At 50.3% G+C, this 24506-nt stretch carries 18 protein-coding genes; 13 read left to right on the forward strand and 5 right to left on the reverse strand.

What is annotated here, in order from left to right; genetic code table 11:
• The first annotated feature begins 5 nt into the window (after positions 1 to 5).
• Entirely contained in the window at positions 6 to 758 is a 753-nt protein-coding gene (locus tag HC229_RS01835) for a ferritin-like domain-containing protein (protein WP_191018726.1), read from the forward strand.
• Between the two features lie 82 nt (positions 759 to 840).
• On the forward strand, positions 841 to 1188 hold the full coding sequence (locus tag HC229_RS01840) for a hypothetical protein (RefSeq protein ID WP_191018727.1): 348 nt from the start codon (positions 841 to 843) through the stop codon (positions 1186 to 1188).
• Here HC229_RS01840 and HC229_RS01845 read toward each other — a convergent pair whose 3' ends face one another.
• Positions 1189 to 1647 (reverse strand): Lrp/AsnC family transcriptional regulator, encoded by a 459-nt coding sequence (locus HC229_RS01845; protein ID WP_191018728.1) that lies wholly within the window; start codon positions 1645 to 1647, stop codon positions 1189 to 1191.
• 155 nt (positions 1648 to 1802) lie between these two features.
• Between HC229_RS01845 and HC229_RS01850 the strand changes: the two genes are divergently transcribed.
• Positions 1803 to 3017 (forward strand): aminotransferase class I/II-fold pyridoxal phosphate-dependent enzyme, encoded by a 1215-nt coding sequence (locus HC229_RS01850; RefSeq protein ID WP_191018729.1) that lies wholly within the window; start codon positions 1803 to 1805, stop codon positions 3015 to 3017.
• Between the two features lie 192 nt (positions 3018 to 3209).
• On the opposite strand, the gene HC229_RS01855 is transcribed toward HC229_RS01850, so the two are convergent.
• On the reverse strand, positions 3210 to 4898 hold the full coding sequence (locus HC229_RS01855; protein WP_191018730.1) for an amino acid permease: 1689 nt from the start codon (positions 4896 to 4898) through the stop codon (positions 3210 to 3212).
• 256 nt (positions 4899 to 5154) lie between these two features.
• On the opposite strand from HC229_RS01855, the gene HC229_RS01860 reads away from it, so the two are divergent.
• The 10 genes from HC229_RS01860 to ribB all read left to right on the forward strand — a co-directional run bounded on the left by HC229_RS01860 (position 5155) and on the right by ribB (position 14226).
• Positions 5155 to 5790 (forward strand): peroxiredoxin, encoded by a 636-nt coding sequence (locus HC229_RS01860; protein WP_191018731.1) that lies wholly within the window; start codon positions 5155 to 5157, stop codon positions 5788 to 5790.
• Positions 5791 to 5952: 162 nt separating this feature from the next.
• Positions 5953 to 6267 (forward strand): thioredoxin family protein, encoded by a 315-nt coding sequence (locus tag HC229_RS01865; RefSeq protein ID WP_191018732.1) that lies wholly within the window; start codon positions 5953 to 5955, stop codon positions 6265 to 6267.
• The gene (locus HC229_RS01870; protein WP_191018733.1) at positions 6267 to 6524 is read left to right on the forward strand and encodes a DUF6952 family protein; all 258 of its coding nucleotides are present in this window, start codon (positions 6267 to 6269) and stop codon (positions 6522 to 6524) included. Before HC229_RS01865 ends, HC229_RS01870 begins: the two co-directional genes overlap by 1 nt.
• A gap of 392 nt (positions 6525 to 6916) precedes the next feature.
• Positions 6917 to 7513: a hypothetical protein gene (locus HC229_RS01875; protein WP_191018734.1), complete on the forward strand. Its 597-nt coding sequence runs from the start codon at positions 6917 to 6919 to the stop codon at positions 7511 to 7513.
• Positions 7514 to 7584: 71 nt separating this feature from the next.
• Positions 7585 to 8082 (forward strand): thiol peroxidase, encoded by a 498-nt coding sequence (tpx, locus tag HC229_RS01880; RefSeq protein ID WP_191018735.1) that lies wholly within the window; start codon positions 7585 to 7587, stop codon positions 8080 to 8082.
• 2 nt (positions 8083 to 8084) lie between these two features.
• Positions 8085 to 8459: a diacylglycerol kinase gene (locus tag HC229_RS01885; RefSeq protein ID WP_191018736.1), complete on the forward strand. Its 375-nt coding sequence runs from the start codon at positions 8085 to 8087 to the stop codon at positions 8457 to 8459.
• A gap of 21 nt (positions 8460 to 8480) precedes the next feature.
• A complete protein-coding gene (locus HC229_RS01890) occupies positions 8481 to 10973 on the forward strand; it encodes a DNA translocase FtsK (protein WP_191018737.1) in 2493 nt (830 codons plus the stop codon).
• A gap of 1 nt (position 10974) precedes the next feature.
• On the forward strand, positions 10975 to 11616 hold the full coding sequence (locus HC229_RS01895; protein WP_223845493.1) for a LolA family protein: 642 nt from the start codon (positions 10975 to 10977) through the stop codon (positions 11614 to 11616).
• 8 nt (positions 11617 to 11624) lie between these two features.
• Positions 11625 to 13118, forward strand: coding sequence for an LptF/LptG family permease (locus HC229_RS01900; protein ID WP_191018739.1), 1494 nt, complete (start codon positions 11625 to 11627; stop codon positions 13116 to 13118).
• A complete protein-coding gene (gene ribB, locus HC229_RS01905) occupies positions 13102 to 14226 on the forward strand; it encodes a 3,4-dihydroxy-2-butanone-4-phosphate synthase (RefSeq protein ID WP_191018740.1) in 1125 nt (374 codons plus the stop codon). Before HC229_RS01900 ends, ribB begins: the two co-directional genes overlap by 17 nt.
• A gap of 147 nt (positions 14227 to 14373) precedes the next feature.
• Here the strand turns inward: ribB and HC229_RS01910 are convergent, their stop codons facing one another.
• The 3 genes from HC229_RS01910 to HC229_RS01920 form a co-directional block, all read right to left on the reverse strand.
• Positions 14374 to 15783, reverse strand: a complete 1410-nt coding sequence (locus tag HC229_RS01910) for a glycoside hydrolase family 125 protein (RefSeq protein ID WP_191018741.1) — start codon at positions 15781 to 15783, stop codon at positions 14374 to 14376.
• Positions 15784 to 15988: 205 nt separating this feature from the next.
• Positions 15989 to 18499 (reverse strand): T9SS type A sorting domain-containing protein, encoded by a 2511-nt coding sequence (locus tag HC229_RS01915; RefSeq protein ID WP_191018742.1) that lies wholly within the window; start codon positions 18497 to 18499, stop codon positions 15989 to 15991.
• A gap of 405 nt (positions 18500 to 18904) precedes the next feature.
• A complete protein-coding gene (locus tag HC229_RS01920; protein WP_191018743.1) occupies positions 18905 to 24391 on the reverse strand; it encodes a YDG domain-containing protein in 5487 nt (1828 codons plus the stop codon).
• Positions 24392 to 24506 lie beyond the last annotated feature (115 nt).

A 24506-nucleotide genomic window follows, 5' to 3' on the forward strand; every position in this document is an offset into this window, starting at 1 on the left:
TAATCATGTACACACATTCTTCCCAATACTGGACCAACCATTTCACCCATAACGCCACGTTCGAGCGCGTCGACTGGGCAATCCAGCCCCAACTTTCCGACGGACAGCGCAAACGCATCCTGAAATCGCTGCAGGCGTGGCAACTGGGCGAAACATCCGAAGGCGCTCATTTAATCGCCGCCGCTAAAAAATACGCCAACCGCACCCATGACTTCATTTTTCCGATAGCCGTCGAATTGTTCATCAAAGAAGAGCAGAAACACGGCCACAACCTCGGGCGCTATCTCGATCTCATCGGCGAAAAGCGCATTGAGCAGGATTGGGGCGATTCCTTGTTCCGCAAGATACGCTACTTTAACACGAGTATGGAGCTGTGGACGCTTGCCGTGATCACCGTTGAAAGCTCCGCGCAATTGTTCTATCAATCGCTCAAGGATGCTACGGGCTGCCCGTTGCTCAAACAGATTTGCGACGACATTTTGATCGACGAGGAGCGCCATATCGACTTCCAGGCGGAGCGCATGCTGGCAATCTACCGCTCACACCATTGGTCGATCCGATGGTTCGCATTCCAGATTTACCGCGTGTTTTTCTTTTCTACGGCGGCCGTCGTTTGGTTTGGCCACCACAAAGTTTTAAGCGTCGGCAGCCCGACTTTTGGACGCTATATGAAAGATATGGGTCGGAAATTTGCCGACACGTTCGGGTTGATCCGCAAAGAAACCGAAATCGCCAAGCATCTCGTTCCCATGCGATGAGATTTGGCGGTGCCGTGAGTCCGTCCGGTTGCGATCTCCGGGCGGATCTTTGACCAAGATCATGACTAAAGACTTAGAAAACATGAAAAAAATCATTCTTATCGGACTTATTCTTTTCGGATACGCCTGCCAACGTGAAACCCGCGAGGTTCCCCAAATTCCGTTCGACAAAGCGAAATGGGACATGACGGGCGAAAACGGCTATCCTTACCGCGACAATATGCTTTCCGATCTGATGGACGACCAAGAACTCAAAGGGCTGACGCGCGAAAAGCTTTTTGACAAATTGGGTCAACCGACGCGCACCCAGGACGATTATGTATATTATCGCATTTTGGAACAAAAATTAGGCTTTGCCACACTGCACACCAAAACGCTCGTGCTGCATATCGAAAACGACGAGGTCAACAAAGTCCTGATACACGAATGATCACAGCGAAAACGCCGTCGTATTCTTGACTTCGGCAATCATGAACGAACTTTGGGTACTGCCGATGTGCTGCAGCGTGGTGAGTTTGGTAACCATGAATTGGCGGTATTCTTCCATATCGGACACGCAAACCTTGAGGATGTAATCGTAATCGCCGCTCACATGGAAACACTCCAACACTTCGTCCAGTTTCACGACCTCGTGTTCGAAACGCGTGAGGAATTCCCTCGAATGCTGCAACAGTTTGATGTGGCAGAACACAATGAAATTCTTGCCGATGCTCTTTCGGTCGAGCAACGCTACGTATCTGGATATCACGCCTTCCCGCTCCAGTTTCCGGATGCGTTCGTAAACCGCCGTCGCGGACAAATTAAGTTTTAGGGACAGGGCTTTGGTAGTGTCTGTGCTGTCTGATTGCAACAGCGAAAGCAACTTTTTGTCGGTAGAATCAAGTGGCATGTGATAAAAAATCTAGGTTGGTTCGCAAAATCGATTTATTTCGGTTATATATTCTGATTTCATCCCCAAATTAAGATAATTTTTCCGCATTTGTAATTATGTGTTGATTTTTTATCCCAGACCCGCTTCATTTGTAAGATCAAAAATTTTGTGATATGAGTTTCAACCCTGCTGACAACATACAGGATTTACAGTATTTCGGAGAGTTCGGAGGCGTCAATCCATCGATATCGGATTCGTCCACCTACACCTTCCTTTCGGCCAAGACAATGTTCGATACTTTCGAGGGAAATGCCGATGGCTGCTACCTCTATTCGCGACATTCCTCGCCAAGCAATCTGTACCTCGACAAAGCGCTCGCTTCGATGGAAGGTACCGAAGCCGCATGTGTGGCCGCATCCGGAATGGGCGCGATCACTTCGACGTTGTTGCAGTTATGCGCTTCGGGCGACGAAATCGTATCGAGCCGTACGATTTACGGCGGGACGTATGCCTTCCTTAAAAATTTCGCGCCCAAGTTGGGAATCAGGACGACGTTCTGCGATTTTACAAAGGCGGAAGTCGTGGAAAAGGCCATTACGGCAAACACCAAATTATTGTATTGTGAAACCGTGAGCAATCCGCTGTTGGAAGTGATCGATATCGCCGCCATGGCTGAAATCGCCAAACGACACAACTTAAAGCTCGTCGTCGATAACACGTTTTCGCCATTGTCGATCGCTCCGGCAAAAATGGGCGCGGACATCGTGATCCACAGCCTTACAAAATATATCAACGGAAGCAGCGATACCGTAGCCGGCGTGACCTGTGCAAGCCGCGAATTCGTGAATGACCTGAAAAATGTCAATACCGGAGCGGCGATGTTGCTCGGCCCGACGATGGACAGCCTGCGATCGGCAAGTGTGATGAAAAACATGCGCACGCTCCACATCCGGATGAAACAGCACAGCCACAACGCGCTTTACCTGGCGCAGCAATTTGAGAAAATCGGGCTCAAAACAGTATATCCCGGGCTTAGAAGCCATCCCGGACACGAACTCTTCCAGCGCATGATGAACGCGGAATACGGTTTTGGCGGCATGCTGACGATCGACGTCGGATCGCTTGATAAGGCGAACGAACTCATGGAGTTGATGCAACAGCGCAACTTGGGCTATCTCGCGGTAAGCCTCGGGTTTTACAAGACGTTGTTCAGTGCTCCCGGAAGTTCGACGTCATCGGAAATTCCTGTGGAAGAGCAAGCCGAAATGGGCCTCACGGACGGTCTTATCCGATTTTCGATCGGGTTGGACAACGACATCGAGCGGACGTTCCTCAACATGAAATCGTGTATGGAAGACGTCGGTGTGCTTCTAACAACGAGGGCGTAATCTACATTTGTATTCCAACCAGTCTGATCGTGGCATTTCAGGCTGGTTTTTTTGTTTAAGGTTTGAAGTTTAAAGTTTAAGGTTTAAAGTTTAAGGTTTAAGGTTTAAGGTTTGATTCGTTGGACCATTAAATTAAAAGCGTGAAAGCTTTCGTTATTAAGGTGTAGGTTCGGAAGCTTGGTTGTTTAGGGTTTAAGGCTGAGTGGAATTCAACTTGCTTTTCCGGTATCCGTAACAGAAGTAAAACACCAAACCGATCACGAGCCAGACGCCAAACCATTTCCAATTGCTGGGCGCCATTCCGGTAAGCAGATAACAGCAGGAAATGAGGCCCAAAAGCGGGATCAGCGACAGGTTTTTCAGAAATGCCAGCACCGCCATCACGATGCACAGGATCAGGAATACAATCATCGAACAGTTGGTAATGACGTTATCCTCGGTAAAGCGGAAGACATCTTTAAAAAACGTCGGGAACAAGTACTGGATCAATGCCGCGGAAACCACCACGATCGCAGGATAAATGAATTTTGAGTTGATATACGGAATCCGGAATTTGCCACTCGCCTTTCGCTCGGCCATCTCGGCTTCACTTTGGGGAGAAAGCACGAGCACGCCTCCGCAGACAAGTACGAACGCGAACAAGGTCCCGATGCTGGTGAAATCGAGCACGAAATTTTCATCGGTGAAGAAGATCGGCACGCCCACGACGAGGCCGGTCACAATCGTCGCAAATCCAGGCGTCTTGAACTTAGGGTGTATGCTCGAGAATTTCTTCGGCATCAGCCCGTCACGACTCATGGTCATCCAGATGCGCGGCTGTCCGAGCTGGAACACGAGCATTACGCTGGTCATGGCCACGACGGCGGCGATCGAAACGATGAAAAGCATCCACTTGACGCCTTTAAGCGCGAATATTTCGGCCAACGGATCGCTTACGCCAAGCAACGTATAGGAAACCATTCCGGTCAGGACGAGCGCCAGTATGATGTAAAGCACCGTGCAGATGACAAGCGACCAGATCATGCCGCGCGGCAAATCACGTTGGGGATTTTTGGACTCCTCGGCCAGCGTCGAAACGGCATCGAATCCGATATAGGCAAAGAAAACCGCCGAGACGCCTCCCATGACGCCTCCGAAACCATTGGGCATGAACGGCGTCCAATTGTCGATGTCGACATAAAGCGCGCCGACGACGATCACCAAAGCGATGATGACAAGCTTTACCACGACCATGATGTTCGAGAAATTCTTGGATTCTTTCGTTCCCCTGTATACCAGATAAGTAATCAGTACGTTGATGGCGACGGCGGGCAGGTCAAAGATAATGCGCAGGCCGCCCCACATCGGGGCATTGTTCCAAGCGGCGATTCCTTCGGCTCCCTTGCCGGCTTCAATGGCGTCGCGCGCAGATTGGTAGTTGATCGTAAGCCATGCCGGTAAATGGATGTGGAAACCTTCTTCCAGCAAATTCGTAAAGTAACCGCTCCACGAAAAGGCGATGTAAATGTTACCGATGGAATATTCCATGATGAGCGCCCATCCGATGATCCAGGCGAACAATTCCCCGAACGAGACGTAGGCATAGGTGTAAGCACTTCCCGAAACCGGCACGCGAGAGGCGAACTCGGCATAACACATGGCCGTAAACCCACAAGCTATGGCGCAGATCACATAAAGGATGACGACACCCGGCCCGCCCGAAAAACAGGCATTTCCGATGGCGCTGAACGTTCCTCCGCCGATAATGGCGGCAATCCCGAAGAACGTCAGGTCGCGCACGGTAAGCACGCGGTGCAATCCGCCGGAATGCTCCTCCGCGTCTCCTCCTTGCTGCAATATCGTGGTTGTGGACTTTCTGCGGAACAGTTTTGATAAGGACATGTAATGGTGTTTTGTTCGGTTGTAAAAAACAAATATAAAAACCTTGAAACGCTTTTTGGGAATATCCGAAAAAAATCGACCGAAATATATCGGTTACTCAATTCAAGTCCCAAATAAATGACGCTTCTCCAATTTTAACTGCGCTATAGTCAGACCTTATTCCGAAATCAAAACATATAATGAATCTTGATTGAATATTCGTACGGGTCGCGCCTATTTTTGCAGCACTAAAAATAACTTATAAACCGAAATAATTATGTCATTCGTAGGTAAAAAATTTCCTAGCATCAATGTGGACGCCATCTCTGAAATGGGCGACAACCTTAAAATCAACATCTTCGAGGAAGCGACCAAAAACAATAAAAAAGTGTTGCTTTTCTGGTATCCGAAAGACTTTACCTTTGTTTGCCCAACCGAACTTCACGCCTTTCAGGATGCCCTTCCCGAGTTCGAGAAGCGCAACACTATCGTAGTAGGTGCATCTTGCGACACGAACGAGGTTCACTTCGCCTGGTTGAACACACCAAAGAACAACGGCGGCATCGAAGGTGTTACCTATCCGATCCTTGCCGACACCAATCGCAATCTGTCTAACATCCTTGGTATTTTGGATATCGAATCGACGCAATTTGACGAGGAAAACGACGTCCTTCTGGTCGAAGGCTCGAACGTGACCTACCGCGCTACTTACCTTGTCGACGAAACCGGGAAGGTTTTCCACGAAAGTGTCAACGACATGCCACTGGGACGCAATGTAGGCGAATACCTCCGTCTGATCGACGCCTATACCCACGTACAAACCAAAGGCGAAGTTTGCCCGGCCAACTGGGAAGAAGGCAAAGAAGCGATGTTCGCTACGCGCGAAGGTGTGGCGAATTACCTTAATAATTAATTAGCGATTTTTATAATTAGCGAATTAGCGAATGACACGTTACCATAACGTCTCAATTGTCCTGACTGACCAGATGGCTAATTTCATCCACTAATTCGCTAATTGACCATTCGCTAATTGCCCATTCGCTAATTCGCTAATTTCCTAATTCGCTAATTTCAAATGATAATAGAACTAACAACCGATACCCTTGCCGAGGTAATTTCCCAAAACGAGAAAGTCGTCGTGCAATATTCCGCTTCCTGGTGCGGCAACTGCAGGATCATGAAGCCGAAGTTCAAGAAATTCGCATCGGAAAACGAAAACGTCACCTTCGTGATCGTCGATGCCGAGAATTCACCGGAATCGCGCAAGCTCGCCAACGTTTCCAACCTGCCGACGTTCGCGTCATTCAAAGGCGGACAGCTGCTCAACGAAACCCAGACGAACAAAGCCGAGATTTTGGGCGAGCTCGTCTCTGAAATTTCCGCAAACTGATGAAGCTGCCTGTAATCAAACAGCTGACGGAATTCATCGAGGCCAACGACCAGGATTATGTGATCGAGGCCGTCGAAGTGCTCGAAGCGTTGACCGAAGTGCCGTCGTTAAAAGACGAAGAACTCGACGTGATCGGGGAACTTATCTCGAACATGTATGGCGCGCTGGAAGTCAATAAACTGGTAAAATCGGGGATGCCGAAAAAAGAAGCGCTTAACAGCTTTATGCAGCGGGTTTTAGGCTCGATAGACAAATAAGCTTCGGCTTGTGATTGATTGGACAAAAACGCCTTCCGGTTTGGAGGGCGTTTTTTTATTTCTATATTCGTCGGCATCAAATAAAACCCAATGAAATCCCATCTCTACTTCCTGCTATCGATGTAGCTTTTTTTGTCTGAAATCAAAAACGGTTACAGGTTTTGTTACAAAAATTTACTTTGGACAAAAATTGTAACACGGCCTCAAGTCCAAATTAAATCGAGCGTGACCGCTGGTAGCCACAATTAACTTTGAGCGTTTTAATCGCAGGACTTTGGAATTTCGAAGGACGATTTTTGATTTTCCGAACTGTTTATTACTTTCTTCAAAACTTATCAAACGGATTTCCGGCAAACCTCAAAACCTTTTTATCTTGCATCAAATTTAAGCATATGAACACGAAATTTACAGCGGTTTTTCTACTTGCTTTTTGCGGATGTTTCGCCCAGGATGTGATTTACACGCGATACAACGCCGCGATACAGGCCGAAATCAAATCCGAAGGCAAAGCCACCATCACATATACGAAACCCGACGTTCCCGGTAACAACTATGTGATCGACAAAGGCGATGTCAAGGAAATCAAATACCAGGACGGGCGATTTGCGGAATTCCCTGCCGATCTTTACGAAGGTTTGAGCCCCGAGGAAACCGCGGCCGCGATCAAAAAAGTCGCCGAGGCCTATGCTTACGACAACGATAAGGACCGCAACCGCTTTAAGATCGAGTTTAAAGACGCCAAACTACACGTCACGAAGGAATCGGATACGAGAATTTACGATTTCCGCGATGTGAAGTCGTTCATGCCCGTTTCCAAAAAAGAAGGCGACAAGGCAGCCATCGGCATTTGGGTGATGACTGCTGCAAATAAACAGGCTACCAAATGGGAAAAGGGAAAATTAACGATTTACGTCGAAGGCCAGGACAATGCCTACGAGTTGTATAACCTGCTCAAGCACCTCAATAAGGCGCTCAAAGCCCAAAAATAAAGGCATCTGCAAATTTACGACGGACGCCGGCTGCATTTTTCGTAATTTCGGACTTTAAAAACACATCACAAATGTCAACGATAACACTGGGCGGCAACGCCATCCATACGAACGGGTCATTGCCACAAAAAGGCGAAACGGCGAAAGATTTCGCGCTTGCGAAAGACGATCTTTCCACGGCAAGCCTTTCGGACTACAAGGGCAAAAATATCGTACTGAATATTTTTCCGAGTGTCGACACCTCTACCTGCGCGACCTCGGTACGGGTCTTCAACCAAAAGGCCGCGGGGCTTTCCGACACGGTCATCCTTTGCATTTCGCGCGATTTGCCGTTCGCCCAAAAGCGATTCTGCGGAGCCGAAGGCATCGAAAACGTATATTGCCTTTCGGATTTTAAAGACGGTAAATTCGGAAAGGATTACGGACTTGAAATGACAGACGGCAAACTCGCCGGGCTGCATTCGCGTGCCGTGATCGTGATCGACAAAAACGGGACGATCGCATACAGCGAACAAGTACCCGAAATCGCAGACGAACCGAATTACGAAGCCGCGTTGGCCGCCATCTGAAAATGAGTTTCGAAAAGGACAATACGTTTTTCACGGGAAGGCTCAAAAGTGTGAAGTATGCGTTTTTGGGTGCCGTCAAGCTGCTTACCACCGAACACAGCGTGATGGTGCAGTTTGCGATCGGGATCGGAATGGGCATTCTCGGGTTCGTCATGCAGATTTCGGCCTTCGAGTGGATCATGCAAATCTTCGCGATCGGCCTCGTGATGAGCGTTGAGGGACTGAATACCGCCGTCGAGAAAATCGCCGATTTCATCCATCCGCAGTTCCACGAAAAGATCGGCTTCATAAAAGACATAGCCGCCGGAGCCGTTTTCTTCGCCGCCATGACCGCAATTGCGATAGGATTGCTTATTTACGTCCCAAAATTCATTTAGAATATCACCAGCCTAAAACCAATGGCCAAAACAAAAAAAACCGCAACGTCCGACAAAAACCAACCGAAGAACAAAATCAAAATCGGCCGCAGGCATGAAATCCTGATTGGGTCGCTGCTTGTGTTGCTTTCGATCGCGCTGCTGCTTTCGTTCATTTCGTTCTTCATTTATTGGAGGGAAGACCAAAGCACACTGGTTTCCTGGGCCGACAGAAGCCTCAAGGCACGCAACTGGCTCGGCAAATTCGGGGCGTGGCTCGCTGATTTCTTTATCTTTAAAGGATTTGGGGCCGCTTCTTTCCTGTTCGTAAAACTATTTTTCCTGACCGGATCGTTTTTGGTGCTCGACGTGCCGCTGCGCAAATTGAAAAGCATCTGGTTTTGGGATTTGTTCGCCCTTGTGGTGTTGTCGGTTTTGTTCGGATTTTTTGCCGATTCATTGCCCGAACTCGGCGGAACCGTTGGATACGAGATGAACGTCTTCCTCCAGGATTACATCGGAAGCACCGGAACTTTCCTCGTGCTCGCTTTCGGAATTATCATTTACCTGGTGTACAAAATCAAAGTTTCTCCCGATGCGATAAAAGGCTTTTTCGAACGCAAAAAATCGGAAATCAACGAAGAATTGGCCAAAATGAAATCGCCTGCGGTTCCGGTTGCCGACAATGCCGGCGATGCCTACAATCTCGAGGAATTTGCCGTGACTGAGGAAAATCGGGCGTTTGCCGCCGAAGAAGACGAGGAAGAAATACCCGAACCGGTACTCAAGGTCGCATCGAAGTTCGAGATCGACAAGGATGCGTTGCGTCCGACGATAGAACATCCGTCAGAGATTTCGCTCACTCCCGATTTCAAGCACGAAGCGAAGCCCGATCCGCTGCCGACACCTGTCGCCGCCGCGCATATCATCACGACCGATGACGAGGCGTTCGTGATCGAGCAGGCGCCAGAAGAAGATATCGTAGAGGAAAATCTTGCCGCGCGACTGGTAGAGGATTTCGGCTTGTTCGACCCGACGCTCGAACTTTCGAATTACAAATTCCCTACGATCGACCTGTTGAAGGATTACGCAGGCGGAGGCATTACCATCAACCAGGAAGAGCTCGAGGAAAACAAGAACCGAATCGTCGAGACATTGCGCAATTACAAGATCGACATCGCCCAGATAAAGGCGACGGTCGGCCCGTCGGTAACGCTTTACGAGATCGTGCCCGAAGCCGGTATCCGAATCTCCAAAATCAAAAGTCTTGAGGACGACATCGCCCTTTCGCTTTCGGCTCTCGGCATTCGTATCATCGCGCCAATTCCCGGCAAAGGGACGATTGGTATCGAGGTTCCGAACCAGAAACCGACGACCGTTTCGATGAAGGCCGTTATCGGATCCAAGAATTTCCAGGAAGCCGAAATGGAACTCCCGATCGCGCTCGGAAAGACGATCTCGAACGAAACTTTTGTAGTCGATTTGGCCAAAATGCCGCACTTGCTCATGGCGGGAGCAACGGGACAGGGAAAATCCGTCGGATTGAACGCCGTCCTGACTTCCCTACTCTACAAAAAACATCCGGCCGAGGTAAAATTCGTGCTCGTCGACCCGAAAAAGGTCGAACTGACGCTGTTCAACAAGATCGAGCGCCATTACCTGGCCAAACTTCCGGACACCGAAGACGCCATCATTACCGACAACACCAAAGTCGTCCACACGCTGAATTCGCTTTGCGTCGAAATGGACAACCGTTATTCGCTGCTCAAGGATGCGATGGTGCGCAATATCAAGGAATACAACGAAAAGTTCAAAAGCCGCAAACTCAACCCTGAGGCCGGCCACCGTTTCCTTCCATACATCGTGTTGGTCGTCGACGAATTTGCCGACCTGATCATGACCGCCGGAAAAGAGGTTGAAACGCCTATTGCCCGTCTGGCACAACTTGCGCGTGCGATCGGGATACATTTGATCATTGCCACGCAGCGCCCGTCCGTCAACGTCATAACGGGTATCATCAAGGCGAACTTCCCGGCCAGGATCGCCTTCCGCGTGACCTCAAAAATCGACTCTCGTACTATTTTGGACACGCAAGGTGCCGACCAACTCATCGGTCGAGGCGATTTGCTGTACTCGAACGGCAACGACGTGATTCGCGTTCAGTGCGCATTCGTCGACACTCCGGAAGTAGAAAAGATCACGGAATTCATAGGCGCGCAAAAGGCGTATCCGAACGCCTACATGCTTCCTGAATATGTTCCGGAAGGGGAAACTGGCATGAATCTTGAGTTCGACATTTCGGAAAGAGACGCGCTTTTCAGGGAAGCTGCTGAAGTTATCGTATCTTCGCAGCAAGGCTCGGCCTCGCTCCTGCAACGCAAACTGAAGCTGGGTTACAACCGCGCCGGAAGGCTCATCGACCAATTGGAGGCTGCCGGCATCGTCGGTCCTTTCGAAGGAAGTAAGGCCAGAAGCGTAAACGTACCTGATTTGCAGGCTCTCGACCAGTTTTTCGCAAATGAACAAAATGAATAAGATGAAAAAAGTATTCCAGATCGCATTCCTCCTTTTGATTGCCTTCCCGGCCCAGGCCCAGGACAAAAAGGCGAAAGCGCTGTTGGACGAAGTGACTGCGAAAGTCAAGAGTTATAAAAACATCACGATCGATTTCAAGTATTCGCTCAACAACGCCAAAGAGAACGTAAACCAGGACAGCAAGGGAAGCGTGATCATGCAGGGCAATATGTACGTGCTCAACTTTATGGGCGTCACCAAAATCTTCGACGGAAAGAAAACGTATACCATCATTCCAGAAGACGAGGAAATCACCATCTCGAAATACAGCGAAAAGGACGAAAACGCCATCACGCCGAACCGCTTGCTGACGTTTTTCAACTCCGGTTATAAATATTCGTGGGACATTACCCAAAACGTCAAAGGCCGCAAAATCCAGTATATAAAATTGACGCCAATTTCGTCCAAAGACCAAAGAAAAGAGATTCTACTGGGCATCGACAGCCAGACCAAACACATCTACAATCTAATCGAAATGGGCAAAAACGGCACCAAGACGACACTCACTGTTAATTCTTTTAAAACCAATCAGCCGTTGTCGAAAAATCAGTTTACTTTTACCGAGGGTAAATACCCGAATTACTACATCAACAAACTAGACTGATTCCAGGAGTGAAAATCCTTGATCGTTATATCTTAAAATCTTTTGTGATTACGTTCGCCACGGTGTTCGTAATCCTTTTTTTTATATTCATTTTACAGACCGTTTGGCTCTTCATCGCCGAATTGGCCGGTAAAGACCTCGACTTTTTCCTGATCGTCAAATTCCTGCTGTTCGCCATGCCGAGGATCATTCCGTTGGTATTGCCGCTTTCGGTGTTGCTTGCTTCGATCATGACGTTCGGAAGCTTCGCCGAGAATTACGAGTTCGCCGCGATGAAGTCGTCCGGGATTTCGTTGCAGCGCGCCATGCGAAGCCTTATGGTTTTTATCGGATTGCTGGCCGTTGCCTCCTTCTTTTTCGCGAACAACGTCATTCCATATGCCGAGTACCAGTTCATCAATTTCCGTGCGGACATTGGGAAAAAGCAACCTGCGATGGCCATTACCGAAGGGCAGTTCAGCGATGTCGGATCATTCAATATCAAGGTCGATAAAAAATCGGGAGAAAACGGCAACCAATTGACAGGCGTTACGATCCACAAAAAATCGGGGACGGGCCAAGGCACGACTACCGTCATCCGATCCAAGACAGGCGAGCTCATGACGAGCGAGGAATCCAATATCCTGAAACTGATCCTCAAGGACGGCGATTATTACGAAGACCTTACGCCCAAGCGATACGAAGACCGCAAAAAATTGCCGTTTGCCAAAAGCGAATTCAAGCGCTATATCATCAATATGGATTTGGGCAAACTCAATAAAATGGACGAGTCTGAAGAAAAGGTGACCACCAACAACATGCTCAACGTCAACGAGCTGCGCTACACGCTGGATTCCCTGAACAAAGACTACGACAAGAACATTATCTCGTTTGCCGATAATATTTACCAGCGCACCGGAATCCTGTCCAATGCGAACCATATAGTGGTAAAGAATAAAGTAGACACCGCCTCTGCTCCTGCCGTCAAAACGGAACTTCCGAAGGATTTGTTAGGTCAGTTCGACAATACCGACAAACTCGCTTTGCTCAAAATCGCCTCGGGCAATGTGGAAAGTACGAATTTTTCGATCGATGGTTCGGTCCATGAAATGCAGGACAGCATTAAGAACATTAACAACCACGAGCTGGCGTTTTACGATAAGTTCGTCATTGCGTATGCGTGCATCCTGATGTTTTTTATCGGAGCCCCGCTTGGTGCGATCATTCGCAAGGGAGGCGTCGGTTTGCCGATCGTTTTCGCCGTACTGATCTTCATCACCTTCCATTTCATCAATACTTTCGGAAAGAAAATCGCCCAAAGTGACGGATTGCCGCCATTTGCAGGTGCCTGGATGTCATCGTTTATCCTGACGCCATTCGCCGTAATGCTCACATATCGCGCCACGAACGATATCGGACTCTTCCAGCTAGACAATCTCCTGGAGCCCGTCGGAAACCTTTTCCGCAAGATTTTCAAAAAGAAAGAAGCAGCACAAACACAACAAAATGTCAATCAAGCTTAACACGATAGAGGAAGCCATAGAGGATATCCGACAAGGAAAAGTCATCATTGTCGTCGATGACGAAGACCGCGAAAACGAAGGCGATTTCCTGGCCGCAGCCGAAAAGGCGACACCCGAGATGATCAACTTCATGGCTACCCACGGCCGCGGACTCATTTGCGCACCGCTTACCGAAAGCCGTTGCAAGGAGCTCGATCTCAAGGCGATGGTCACCAACAACACCGATCATATGGAAACCGCCTTTACCGTTTCTGTCGACCTCAAGGGACGCGGTATCACGACAGGGATTTCTGCCGATGACCGCTCCAAAACCGTGATCGCCTTGACCGAACCTGATATAAAGCCATACGATTTTGCTCGTCCCGGCCACATTTTCCCGCTGATCGCCAAACAAGGCGGCGTCCTGAGAAGGACCGGACATACCGAGGCAGCAATCGATTTTGCCCGCCTTGCCGGTTTCAAGCCTGCGGGCGTCATTTGCGAGATCATGAACGAGGACGGTTCCATGGCGCGTTTGCCTGAGCTTGTGGAAGTCGCCAAACGATTCGACCTGAAACTGGTTTCGATCGAAGACCTCGTGGCGTATCGGATGCAACACGACTCACTTATCGTAAAGAAAGAAGATTTCGATGTGGAAACGCGTTTTGGCACGTTCCGATTGAGGGCATATGTACAAACGACGAACAAACAAGTCCATATCGCCTTGACGAAAGGCACCTGGAACGCAGGGGAACCGATCCTGACACGCATCAATTCCTCACAGGTCAACAACGACATATTGGGAACCCTGACCAACAACGCGGACCAGCGGCTCGACGATATGTTCCAGCTCATCAACGACGAAGGAAAAGGTGCGGTAATTTTCATCAACCAGGACATGGAAGCTTACGGGCTTTTGAACCGCATTTCCGAACTCAAGGAATTGCAGTCGAATGGCGTTTACAAAGCACCGAAAATCGTGATCGACAGCAAGGACTTCGGGATCGGCGCCCAGATTTTGCACGACATCGACATCTGTAAAATTCGCCTGGTGTCCAACACCCAACAAGGAAAGCGCGTCGGTATGATCGGTTACGGACTGGAGATTACTGAATACGTCGGGTTTTAAGTCATAAGCATAAACGATTAGCACCAACTTCAGGACAGTATCGGCATATCCTAATTAAGTAGCTTCCGACTTCCATCCCTCGCAGCATTAACATTCTCGACCTCTTTATTTCGAGGCTCGGGAAAACATTTCTGCAGACTCATCGTGCTAAGGCGTGAGCAAATGCGGCTTTTCGCGCTGCAATTTCCATATCAATTCTCCGAACAACGTATTGGCCCAGGCGAACCAGGATCGCGTGTATTTTTTAGGATCATCTTTGTGAAACGATTCGTGCATGAAGCCGGTTCCCCCATGCGTCGTTTTCAATGTTTGCACGCATTGCCTGATTTCGGCCTCGTCGACACTTGTCAGCGCCTGCATGATCAGCCCGATGTGCCAGATGTAATGTTCCGGCGTGTGCGGCGCACCTACTCCATTGGCCGCTTCCCCTTTGTAATAATACGGATTTGAATCACTGAGCACCATTTTGCGAGTGCTGACATAAATCGGATCGTCTACGTCGCAACTTCCGAAATACGGCATCGATAGCAAACTTGGGGCATTGGCATCGTCCATATACATTCGGTTTCCGAATCCGTCCACTTCATAGGCATACACTTTTCCGTAAACCGGATGATCGACGATCGCGTACTTTTTCAGCGCATTTTCAACTTCGGATGCCAATGCCGTACATTCAATGCTGAGCCCTTTGTCCTGGAGGATTGCCGAGGCCATTTCGCTCAACTGACGCAGCGAGACGACGGCGAAAAAATTGGAAGGCACCAGGAACGGAAATACCGTTGCGTCGTCCGATGGCCGGAACATAGAAGCGATAAGCCCGACAGGTTTTATGGGAAAACCATATCCGTCAAGCGGAGGCGTGTCGATGCTTCTCGGGGACGACCTCATGAAACTGTATGGCCCTTTGCCATCCTTGCGCTGCTGCTCGCGAAACGTATCGAGAACCAGGCGCATCGCTTTTTGCCATTGGGCATCGAAAGGCGTCGTGTCTTTGGTTTGTTTCCAGTAATGGTAGGCCAATCTGATCGGGTAGCAAAGCGAATCGATTTCCCATTTGCGCTCGTGCAGCTCGGGCTTCATCTCTGTTATATCGTTCGGAAAATCCTTGCTTCCTGTGGCTTCTTTATTGAAAGCGTTCGCGTAGGGATCGATGAGGATGCATTTCGCCTGACGATAAATCACGCCCGTCAACATCTCTTTCAACCGACGGTCCTGCTTTGCCAGTGCGAGATATGGCATGACCTGGGCCGTGCTGTCGCGCAACCACATTGCGTGTATGTCGCCCGTGATCACGAATGTATCGGGTTTGTTGTTCCGGACCGAAAAATCGACCGTCGTATCGAGCGTGTTGGGAAAACAATTCTCGAAAAGCCATGCCAACTCCGGGTCCTGTAATTTGCCCTTCATCTCTATTATCAGTCTCTCTACCGCAGCACTGTTGAACTTACGTCGGGACTTTGGGACGCGGACAACGGGAAATCCGTCCGGCAAGAAGTCGTAGAAATACGCGCCCAACGTAGCGAGCGTCGAAGCCTGTAAAAAATATCGTCGATCCATGTCCCTAAATTTACCTAATTTTTGTGTGGCATGGTGTTTTACAAACGGCTAAGGTTCTAAAAACCTTTGAAGTTAACTAATGCCCATTAACGAAAAAAGCCCCCTTTCGGAGGCTCTTCTCTTACCTTGTCGGCCGAAAGTTATTCCGTAACCAACATTTGCTAATTCACAAATTCGCTAATTCACCAATTCGCTAATTCGCTAATTATCTCTTAATGACCCTTAGCGTCTTGACACTGGCGCCTTGGGTAAAGATCACATTGTAAACTCCGGAAGGATATTGCTCCCCGAATTGCTGGGCTTCGATAGCGTCCGCCGAAACTTCACGGTTCTCCACCAATTTGCCCACCATGTCATACACTTTTACCATTACGTTCTCCTGAGAAGACAAATCCGCATCAATGGCAAAACTTTCCGTATATGGATTAGGATAGACGACGGCACGCAACGCGACCTCATAGTTTTCATCGGCCTGAGCCTCGGCGATCACGCCTTTTGCAACGCCAGACGTTCCAGGAGCGGTTATGAAACAAGCCTCGCTATAATCTGACCAGTCACCGGCCGTCATGATTGAAACCGAAACCGCATACTCGGCTCCCGGCTTAAAGCCAGGCACGTTATTGAACGAGAAATAGTTCTTTGTCCGGTCTACCACGATCGATTCGAAATTCTGCATATTGGTCAACTGGAAGCGGTAAGACGTCACCCTGTTCAGGCTCGCCGTAGCGATGAGTGTGCCTTTGGTAGCGATCACCGCCCCACAATTGGTAAGTTGCGGAACGCCTGGTGCGGCCACGGTGCACGGTTGTCCGTAAGCCGAAAACTCCCCGTTTGCCGTCTTCACCGAAACCTCGATCGAATACGTCCTTCCGTAAAGGAATTTCTCGAGCATGGTAAGGGAAAACCAGTGGTATTTGCGCTCGATGATTTGAACCTCGTTGGTCGCAACATCCGTCACACGAAATTTGTAAAGCACGACATTCGGGATACTCGTGGTAGCGATAAGCGTGCTGATGCTCGGCAAGGTTATCCCACATTGGGATGGGCTGATGGCCGCCGCTCCGCCCTGATCGAGGATAGCCGGAGTCGAAATCTGGCAAGACGGGCCGTAATAATTGAGCCACAAGCCGTTTCTTCTCAATTGGACCGATACATTATACGTGGCGGCATAGTCATAAACCGCCAGTTGGGTAAGCTGGAAATGAGGCACGGTGCGATCGATTACCTGTTCGACACCCGTTGCGGCATTCACCACTTTAAAACGGTAGCCGTCGATTGGTCCGCCCATGCTGACCGCTCCTATTACCGAGGCGATCGAGCCAAGCGTCGTCCCGCATTGAGCCGGCAAAATTTCAGAAAGTATCTGGCTACCTTCATCGATGGTCCCGTCGCAATCGTCGTCTGTTCCGTTCAACGGGATTTCACTCGCATAAGGATGGATCGACGCGACCGAATCGTTACAGTCGATTGCCGTAATCTCGGTCAGATAACCCTCGGGTACGTTCATCCCGTAGCATACCGACTGCTGGACACCCGAAGTGTATCCGTCTTTGTCGGCATCGACATAAAGCATGGCGCTTCTCCAAAGGTTGGCATCGCCGTCGTTGCAATCGGCTCCAAGCGAAGTCGTCTTAAAACCTTGAGGCGCGGTATTACCGAAACAGGCAAAAGCGGTTCCGTTGGTGTAGCCGTCGTTGTCGGCATCGATAAAGAACTCCGCGGTACGCCAAACCTGGGCGTCGGCATCGTTGCAATCTGTCGCATTCGACACGTATCCTGCCGGTTGGCTACACGCCTGCACAGGGCTTGCCGCGTTTCCGAAACCGTCTCCATCCGAATCTGCATAGTAGGTATTCGGAGCCAGGATCGTGATGTTGAACACACTCGTGGCCGAACATCCCTCGGGAGCTCCCGGATGGTTGAAGATGTAAAGTGTCGTCGATTCGGTAATCACGTCGCCGGCCTGGTAGGCGATACCGTCTCCGTTAAGTTCACTGAAATACTCGCCGTTCGCAAGCTCCTGAAGCGTGAACGAACCGCAGGAAACAACGTCCTGAAGGTGGTCGACGGCAGGCTCGGCCGTTACGATCAACTGGAAACTCGTCACCGCTGCGCAAGACGAAGCCGCGTTGTTTCGCACCCTGGCATAAACCCACGTTCCGTTTGGAGCCGAATAGGAATTCACGTTCGAGATCAGGTTGGTATTGTTGGTGGCCCCGTTAAGCGAGCTGTGGTAGCTCACGGTAAACTGGGATGGCGATTGCCCGTTCAGGACGACAGGCGTTTGCTGCGGCAGATAGAACGTACCGAAGGCAGATGGCGTACAAACCTGTAAATTTTCCGGTTGGGTCGCCGTCGGAAGGGCGTTGACCGAAATATTGCCCGGGTTGGCGCTGCCCACGATTTGCGGATTGGAACTCGTGACCCTGATGCGGTACGAAGTTCCGGTAGCAGCCGAGGCCGGAATCACAACCGAGATCGGCATAGCCGAAGTGGCGCTTACCGAACCGATGACCGTCGCGTTTGTAAAGTCTCCGAAAACGTCGCTCAACTGTACGCTGAAGGCATTCGATGGATTAAAAGTGCCGCTTGCGCCAAACGTCACGGTAAAGGTCGCTCCTTTGCAAAATGCGAGGTTGGCCGGGTTGTTCGTCCCTATGTTTTGAGCCGACATTCCGAAGGCGGAAAGCAGTAAAAAAAGTAACAATTTCTTCATTTCTGTAGTTGATTTTATTTTCAAGGCGCAAAAGTAGTCCCTTACAAATCATATCCGTATCACGACAAATAGTGATTTCGATGAAACCGATCAAATACTCGTCATATGACATCTTTTTTGTTACAAGCCCTTTATTCATAGGCTTTCGCGCCATTTTGTCGAAATTGTCCCGTTTGAAACCATAACTGGTTGACAGTCAAAATTCTTACAAATTCTATTTAGAAAATATTAACAAAACGTTACGTGTTCTGCTGTCAAAATTACCTTTGTATCAAATGTAATCTTCCCGACGATCATCCCTGTCATCGACAGCAAATCGCTAACCGACCGTCATCGGACACATTGTTATCAACAAAAAAAAGGCCTCCAAACGGAAGCCTTTTCAGTCATTCTAAATTGCAATTGCTATCTCTTGATCACGCGCAGGGTTTTTACGTTTACACCTTGGGCAACGACCACATTGTAGACACCCGAAGGATAGCTTTCGCCAAATTGTTGCACTTCGATCGCATCGGACGCGAATTCGCGTTGCTCTACCATTTTCCCGACCATGTCATACACCTTGACCGAAACGGTTTCCTGTGTCGGAACGTCCATGTCGATGGCGAAACTTTCGCTGTACGGGTTCGGGTAAAGTACCGCCCGGAATGCTACGTGATATGTCTCGTCGGCCTGGTTGGCGGCAACTCCCCTCGATATTGTCGACGAGCCCGGAGCCGTGATAAAGCAGGCTTCTCCGAAATCGGACCACTTTCCTGAAGTCATCAAGGCGACGCTTACCGAATACTGAGCACCGGCGACGAATCCTGGTACGTTGTTGAACGAGAAAAAGTGCAGTGGACGGTCGATGATCGTCGTCTCAAAATTCTCGAGGTTCGTCAGCTGGAAGCGATAGGACGTTACGCGGTTCAGGCTTGTCGTGGCGATCAGCGTGCCTTTTGTAGGGATGACGGCGCCACAGTTCACGATTTGGGGAACGGCAGGCGTCGTGACGTTACACGGTTGTCCGTATGCGGAATATTGTCCGTTTGTCCGCACGGAAACTTCGATGGCGTAGGTTCTTCCGTAAAGGAAATCCTCAAGCATCGTAAGGGAAAACCAATGGACGTTTCGGTCGATGGTTTGGAATTCGTTGCTCACGACGTCGGTTATTTTAAAGCGATAACCCGTCACGCCCGCGATGCTGGTGGTGGCGATCAGGCTGCTGATGCTTGGCAAAACACCTCCGCACTGGGACGGATTGATCGCCGCGGCACCGCCCGGGCTAAGGATTGCCGGAGTCGACAGCTGGCAAACCGGACCGTAATAATTGAGCCATTGGCCGTTTCTTCTCAATTGCACGGAAACGTCATACGTAGCAGCGTAATCGTACTGTGCAAGTTGCGTCAGAAGGAAGTGAGGGACATTCCTGTCGATAACTTGTTCGACGCCGCTGGCCACGTTGACCACCTTGAAGCGGTATCCGTCGATTGGCGCCCCAAAACTCACGGCTCCGATCACCGAAGAAATCGTACCCAAGGTTGTGCCGCACTGGGAAGGCAAAACCTGTGAAAACACCTGGCTTCCTTCGTCGATGGTACCGTCGCAATCGTCGTCTATGCCGTTGAACGGAATTTCCGTAGCATTGGGATTGACCGACCCGCGGGCATCGTCGCAATCCAAGTCGTTTGTCGAAAATCCTGAAGGTGGCGTATTGGCATTCGGCGCGCAAACCAAAACTTGCTCACCGGCCCCGAATCCGTCAAAATCGCTGTCGGCATAAAAGCCATATTGCTGATTGACCGTGACAGTCGCAGATCCGGAAATTCCCTGTCCTTCCAACCCGTTGGCGTCCGTAACCGAAACGATCGTGTACGTCGAGGTCGCAACCGGTGTTACCGAAACGGCGCTTCCCGAAACATATCCGCTCAAACTGAACACATTGATTCCGTCCGAATAAACGATCTCAAAAGGAGAAGTCCCGCCAGTCACGGCAATGCTGAACTGGGCCGTTTCTCCCACGCATAGGGTTGCGTCACCCGAAATGACGGCAGCCGTCGGAGCTGATGCAAGCGTGAAAGGCGCCAGGTCGAATTCGATCGTACCGCTTGAGGCGGCAGTCTGCCAATTCTCCTGGTCGGCGACCAATACTTTGTAGGCGGCAAACGAAGTCCGTCCGTTGCGTGGCCCGACATATTGTCCGCGTGTCGCTTTGGAGGCAAACGCCATGTTGCCGAATGTGACGTTAAGATCGGACGGGAGATAGGACGAATTCGAGCTTACGGTCCCGGATGACATCCAGCTTTCAAGGTTGCTCGAGCCCTGGACGTAAATTCCGTAGAGCATTTCGCCTAAGAATGTCGACGGATTGCTTTGGTTGCTGAAATCAGGAAAATTACCTGAGGTAGCGGCTCCCTGGTAAGCGAAAATCGTGTCTCCGCTTGCCGATAAACCGTTGAGGTTGCCCGATACTACCGCTCCTAAGGAAGCCGTCGCCGGGTTAGACCCGTTGAGATTTTCAATCGAGATTACCGTTCCGGCCGCAATGGTTTGCCCATCGTTTTTCCAGATCAGGTAATTTTCGCCTCCCCTTACGTTGTTCGCCGTATTCGAAGCCGCCGTAGAAAGGAAGCCGTTGTCGGTAAACTTGATGTATGTATCGCTTGAGATGTCGACCCAGGCCACGAACGAAAACGTGTCAGGCGTATTGAATTGGAACCCAAGAATGGCGAGGTCGCCTATGGCCAATACCGTCGGTCCTTCGAGGATGTCCGCGCTAAGACCAGACGGCTGAGGATCGATGACGTAGTTTGAAGCATCGGCTCCGGTCAAAGTCGAAGTTGACGTCACGGCTATGTCGCTCCCGATCGCCGATGACGCAAAAATCCCGCTTCCGACCAACGTCACAGCATCTTGAGCCAGAATACCGGATAGCGTCCCGGTAACAGTCGCCGAAACGTTGCCATCAAAAGCTTTGTCAAGCGCCTGGGCATTAGTGATCGTCAACGAAGCTGGCGTGATATCGGCGAAAAGAGTCGTTGGCGCGACAGCAGTGTAATTCGCCGCCTGTGCTCCTGAAAGCAGTACATTCGAAATCACGATCGGTTTGCCGTCCGCGACATTTTTGTCCGCAAAGGCCGCAGTTGGCATTCCGGACACCGTCACGTCGTCCTGGGCGAGCAAGCCTTCGATTTGCGGTGTCCCGGAAACAGTGGCGTTTGTTGTGGCATCGTAAATCTTATCGGATGCCGTCAATCCTGAAATCGCGACTTCAAGCGGCGTGATCTCAGCCGAAAGGTCGGCAGGTTGTGCAATGGCGTAATTGGACGCACCGGTTCCGTCGAGGACAAAATTGGAGGCGACCGAAATGTCGTTTCCAACGTTGACCGATACAAATGTAGCGGGCCCGCCAAACAAAACCACGTCTTCATTGGCGATCACGCCTTCGAGTGCACCTCCAAAAACCGTAGCGGAATTCGTCGCGTCGTATATTTTATCAGATGCCTGAGCTCCCGTGATCGTAAGCAGTTTGGGCGTAATATCGGCAAAAAGTCCCGTAGGTTGCGCGATCGTATAGTTGGCAAGATCGTTACCCGAAAGTTGCAGTTGGGCAGTGACTTCAATCGCGTTTCCGACGTTTGCCGAAGCGAAACTTCCGTTTCCGTCGACGTTCACCTGGTCATTCCCGACGATTCCCGCAAGCGTTCCCGAAATTTGGGCGCTTGTCGACGCATCGTAAGTTTTATCCTGGGCCGAAGCCGAATCAAGGGTAAGCGTTTTCTGACGCACGTTCAACACCTGTAAAACCGGCGCTGCGGCATCATAAGTCAAATCTCCAGGCTGGGTTGCCGCAATCGTTGCGGTTCCCGCGTTGTGGATCACGACTTCATTTCCGTTTATCGAAACGATATTTTCGTCGGAACTGGAATAAACGACTTCCAAACCGGAAGTTGTCGTAGCCGAAAGGCTGAAATTAGCATCCCCATAAACGACGTCAGCCAATTCGCCGAACGAGATGGTTTGTTCCAATAATGCTTCCGCAGAAATATTCGCATCGAGACCCGTTGGCTGCTGCAAGACGTAATTGGCGATATCGCCGGTAATGAAACTCGTCGAAGTTACCGCGATGTCCATCCCGACTTCGGCCGAGGCAAACGTTCCCTGAAGCGTAAGGACCACTTCATCCGGGGCGATGACGCCATCGAGCGTTCCCGTGATCTGGGCGTTCGTATTGCCGTCATACACTTTGTTTTGGGCCACTGCATTCAGGATCACAAGGTTTTTTGGCGCGATGTCCGCCGTGACGCCTGTGACGGGCTCGAGCGTGTAGTTGGCGACGTCGGCACCGAAAAGATCGGCTGAGACCGCAACCGGGATATTCTCCCCTGCAAACGGACTGGTAAAAAAGCCGGATACATTGACCAACACTTCGTCAGGCGCGATCACGCCATCGAGGCCGGCGGTGATTGTGGCCGAAGTTGTCTGGTCGTATACTTTGTCACCTACCGCCACGTTGGCAAGCGAAATGGCTTTTGGCGTGATGTCAGCCGTCAAACCGGTCGGCTGTGTGAAGGTGTAACTTGTAGCGTTCGTTCCGGAAAGCGACAAAGAGGCCGTTACGGCAACGTCTTGGTCGGCGTCGAAACTGGCGAACGTTCCGCCTCCGGTAACCGAAATCACATCGTCATTGACCAAGCCCGTGGCGACTGCACCAACGATTGTCGCGTTGGTCGTTCGGTCGTAAATTTTGTCCTGGACGGTCGCTCCTGTCACCAAAATGGATTTTGGAGAAACCGTGCTGTTCGGGATCGATTTGGTAACCGTAGCCGTTCCCGAAGCCAGCGCGACATTTCCAGAGTATGTCCCGGCAGTCGTCGTGGCTTTCAAACGCACGTAAACCGGCACGTTCGTGAACGATCCGCTTGTCGGGATAAGCGATTGCGTAGAGGCGAACCCGGTCGTAGCCGAAGTTTTGGACACCTCGAATCCATTCGGAGGCGTTACCGTCACGTTATTCGTAAGCCCGGTAGCCGTGACGTTAAAAGTGGTCGCAGCCGACGCCGTTCCGTAAGTTGTATTCACCGCGACTGTTGTTCCGGTTGTCGAGATCGATGGGCCGGTAACGACGGTAAAATTCCAGGTTGGGAATGTCGATTGGCTTGAACCGTTTCCGAACCAGTTCGACTGGGAAGCGAACAGAGCCAGCAATTGGGCCTTTGTACCACTTACGGTAACCGTATTGGTCGACGTGGACTGATTGGCGAAATACGCGTTTTCATAGGTTGCCGCCGACATGCTTATAAATGTCGTTCCCAGGGTAAGCGCCGCCGGGACATAAGTATTATTTGAAGTAGCCGAACCCGACGAGATAAGGCTCGCATTCGTGTTGAGGCCGTAAATCAGCGTGATGCCGCTCTGGTTGGCCCAATTCGCCTGAGCGCCTTGGTAAACGAAAAGTTGGTCGCCATCGCCGCTCAACGCGAAATTGGATGGGTTGTTGCTGTTCCAGCCCGTTCCGGACACGTTCATTCCGTTGAACCAGGTCAGGACCGTACCCGCTGATTGAGCCGATGGAGCCGTGTATGTAAGATGCCCTTCGTTGGCGCGTCCCGTCGTCGGGGATGCCATTCCGCAGTCGGTAATCCGGAAAACGGTCCCGGATACGATATCTTTCAAAAGCACTACCGAAAAACGGTCCGTACTGGCGGTGTTCATGCCAATGATGGCGACGTCCCCGGCAGCGAGCGACGTGCCCTGTCCAAAAGTTCCTGACGTAAAGCCCAAGGCCAGCGTCGTCAAAAATAAGGCGATAAAGCCGCTTAGACTTTTGCGCCAATCGTTGCCCGGCGAACCGAGCGAACGAGCCGGAAAGGAGTGTTGCTCCTGTCCCGAATCGGGTAAATTTGATCTCATTTGTACTAAAATTTATTGTTTGTCCGGATAAAGTTATCTCCTGTGAATTCCGTGTCAGGTAAGTAAAAGTTATGGCTTCGTTAACAAAAAGTGAGGATGCATTTGGTCGCTTTTT

It is taken from the genome of Flavobacterium selenitireducens (assembly GCF_014748335.1).
GTDB lineage: Bacteria > Bacteroidota > Bacteroidia > Flavobacteriales > Flavobacteriaceae > Flavobacterium > Flavobacterium selenitireducens.

Coding starts and splice junctions, on each gene's coding strand:
- HC229_RS01835 (WP_191018726.1), top strand. CDS start 6: ATGTACACACATTCTTCCCAATACTGGACCAACCATTTCACCCATAAC.
- HC229_RS01840 (WP_191018727.1), top strand. CDS start 841: ATGAAAAAAATCATTCTTATCGGACTTATTCTTTTCGGATACGCCTGC.
- HC229_RS01845 (WP_191018728.1), bottom strand. CDS start 1,647: ATGCCACTTGATTCTACCGACAAAAAGTTGCTTTCGCTGTTGCAATCA.
- HC229_RS01850 (WP_191018729.1), top strand. CDS start 1,803: ATGAGTTTCAACCCTGCTGACAACATACAGGATTTACAGTATTTCGGA.
- HC229_RS01855 (WP_191018730.1), bottom strand. CDS start 4,898: ATGTCCTTATCAAAACTGTTCCGCAGAAAGTCCACAACCACGATATTG.
- HC229_RS01860 (WP_191018731.1), top strand. CDS start 5,155: ATGTCATTCGTAGGTAAAAAATTTCCTAGCATCAATGTGGACGCCATC.
- HC229_RS01865 (WP_191018732.1), top strand. CDS start 5,953: ATGATAATAGAACTAACAACCGATACCCTTGCCGAGGTAATTTCCCAA.
- HC229_RS01870 (WP_191018733.1), top strand. CDS start 6,267: ATGAAGCTGCCTGTAATCAAACAGCTGACGGAATTCATCGAGGCCAAC.
- HC229_RS01875 (WP_191018734.1), top strand. CDS start 6,917: ATGAACACGAAATTTACAGCGGTTTTTCTACTTGCTTTTTGCGGATGT.
- tpx (WP_191018735.1), top strand. CDS start 7,585: ATGTCAACGATAACACTGGGCGGCAACGCCATCCATACGAACGGGTCA.
- HC229_RS01885 (WP_191018736.1), top strand. CDS start 8,085: ATGAGTTTCGAAAAGGACAATACGTTTTTCACGGGAAGGCTCAAAAGT.
- HC229_RS01890 (WP_191018737.1), top strand. CDS start 8,481: ATGGCCAAAACAAAAAAAACCGCAACGTCCGACAAAAACCAACCGAAG.
- HC229_RS01895 (WP_223845493.1), top strand. CDS start 10,975: ATGAAAAAAGTATTCCAGATCGCATTCCTCCTTTTGATTGCCTTCCCG.
- ribB (WP_191018740.1), top strand. CDS start 13,102: ATGTCAATCAAGCTTAACACGATAGAGGAAGCCATAGAGGATATCCGA.
- HC229_RS01910 (WP_191018741.1), bottom strand. CDS start 15,783: ATGGATCGACGATATTTTTTACAGGCTTCGACGCTCGCTACGTTGGGC.
- HC229_RS01915 (WP_191018742.1), bottom strand. CDS start 18,499: ATGAAGAAATTGTTACTTTTTTTACTGCTTTCCGCCTTCGGAATGTCG.
- HC229_RS01920 (WP_191018743.1), bottom strand. CDS start 24,391: ATGAGATCAAATTTACCCGATTCGGGACAGGAGCAACACTCCTTTCCG.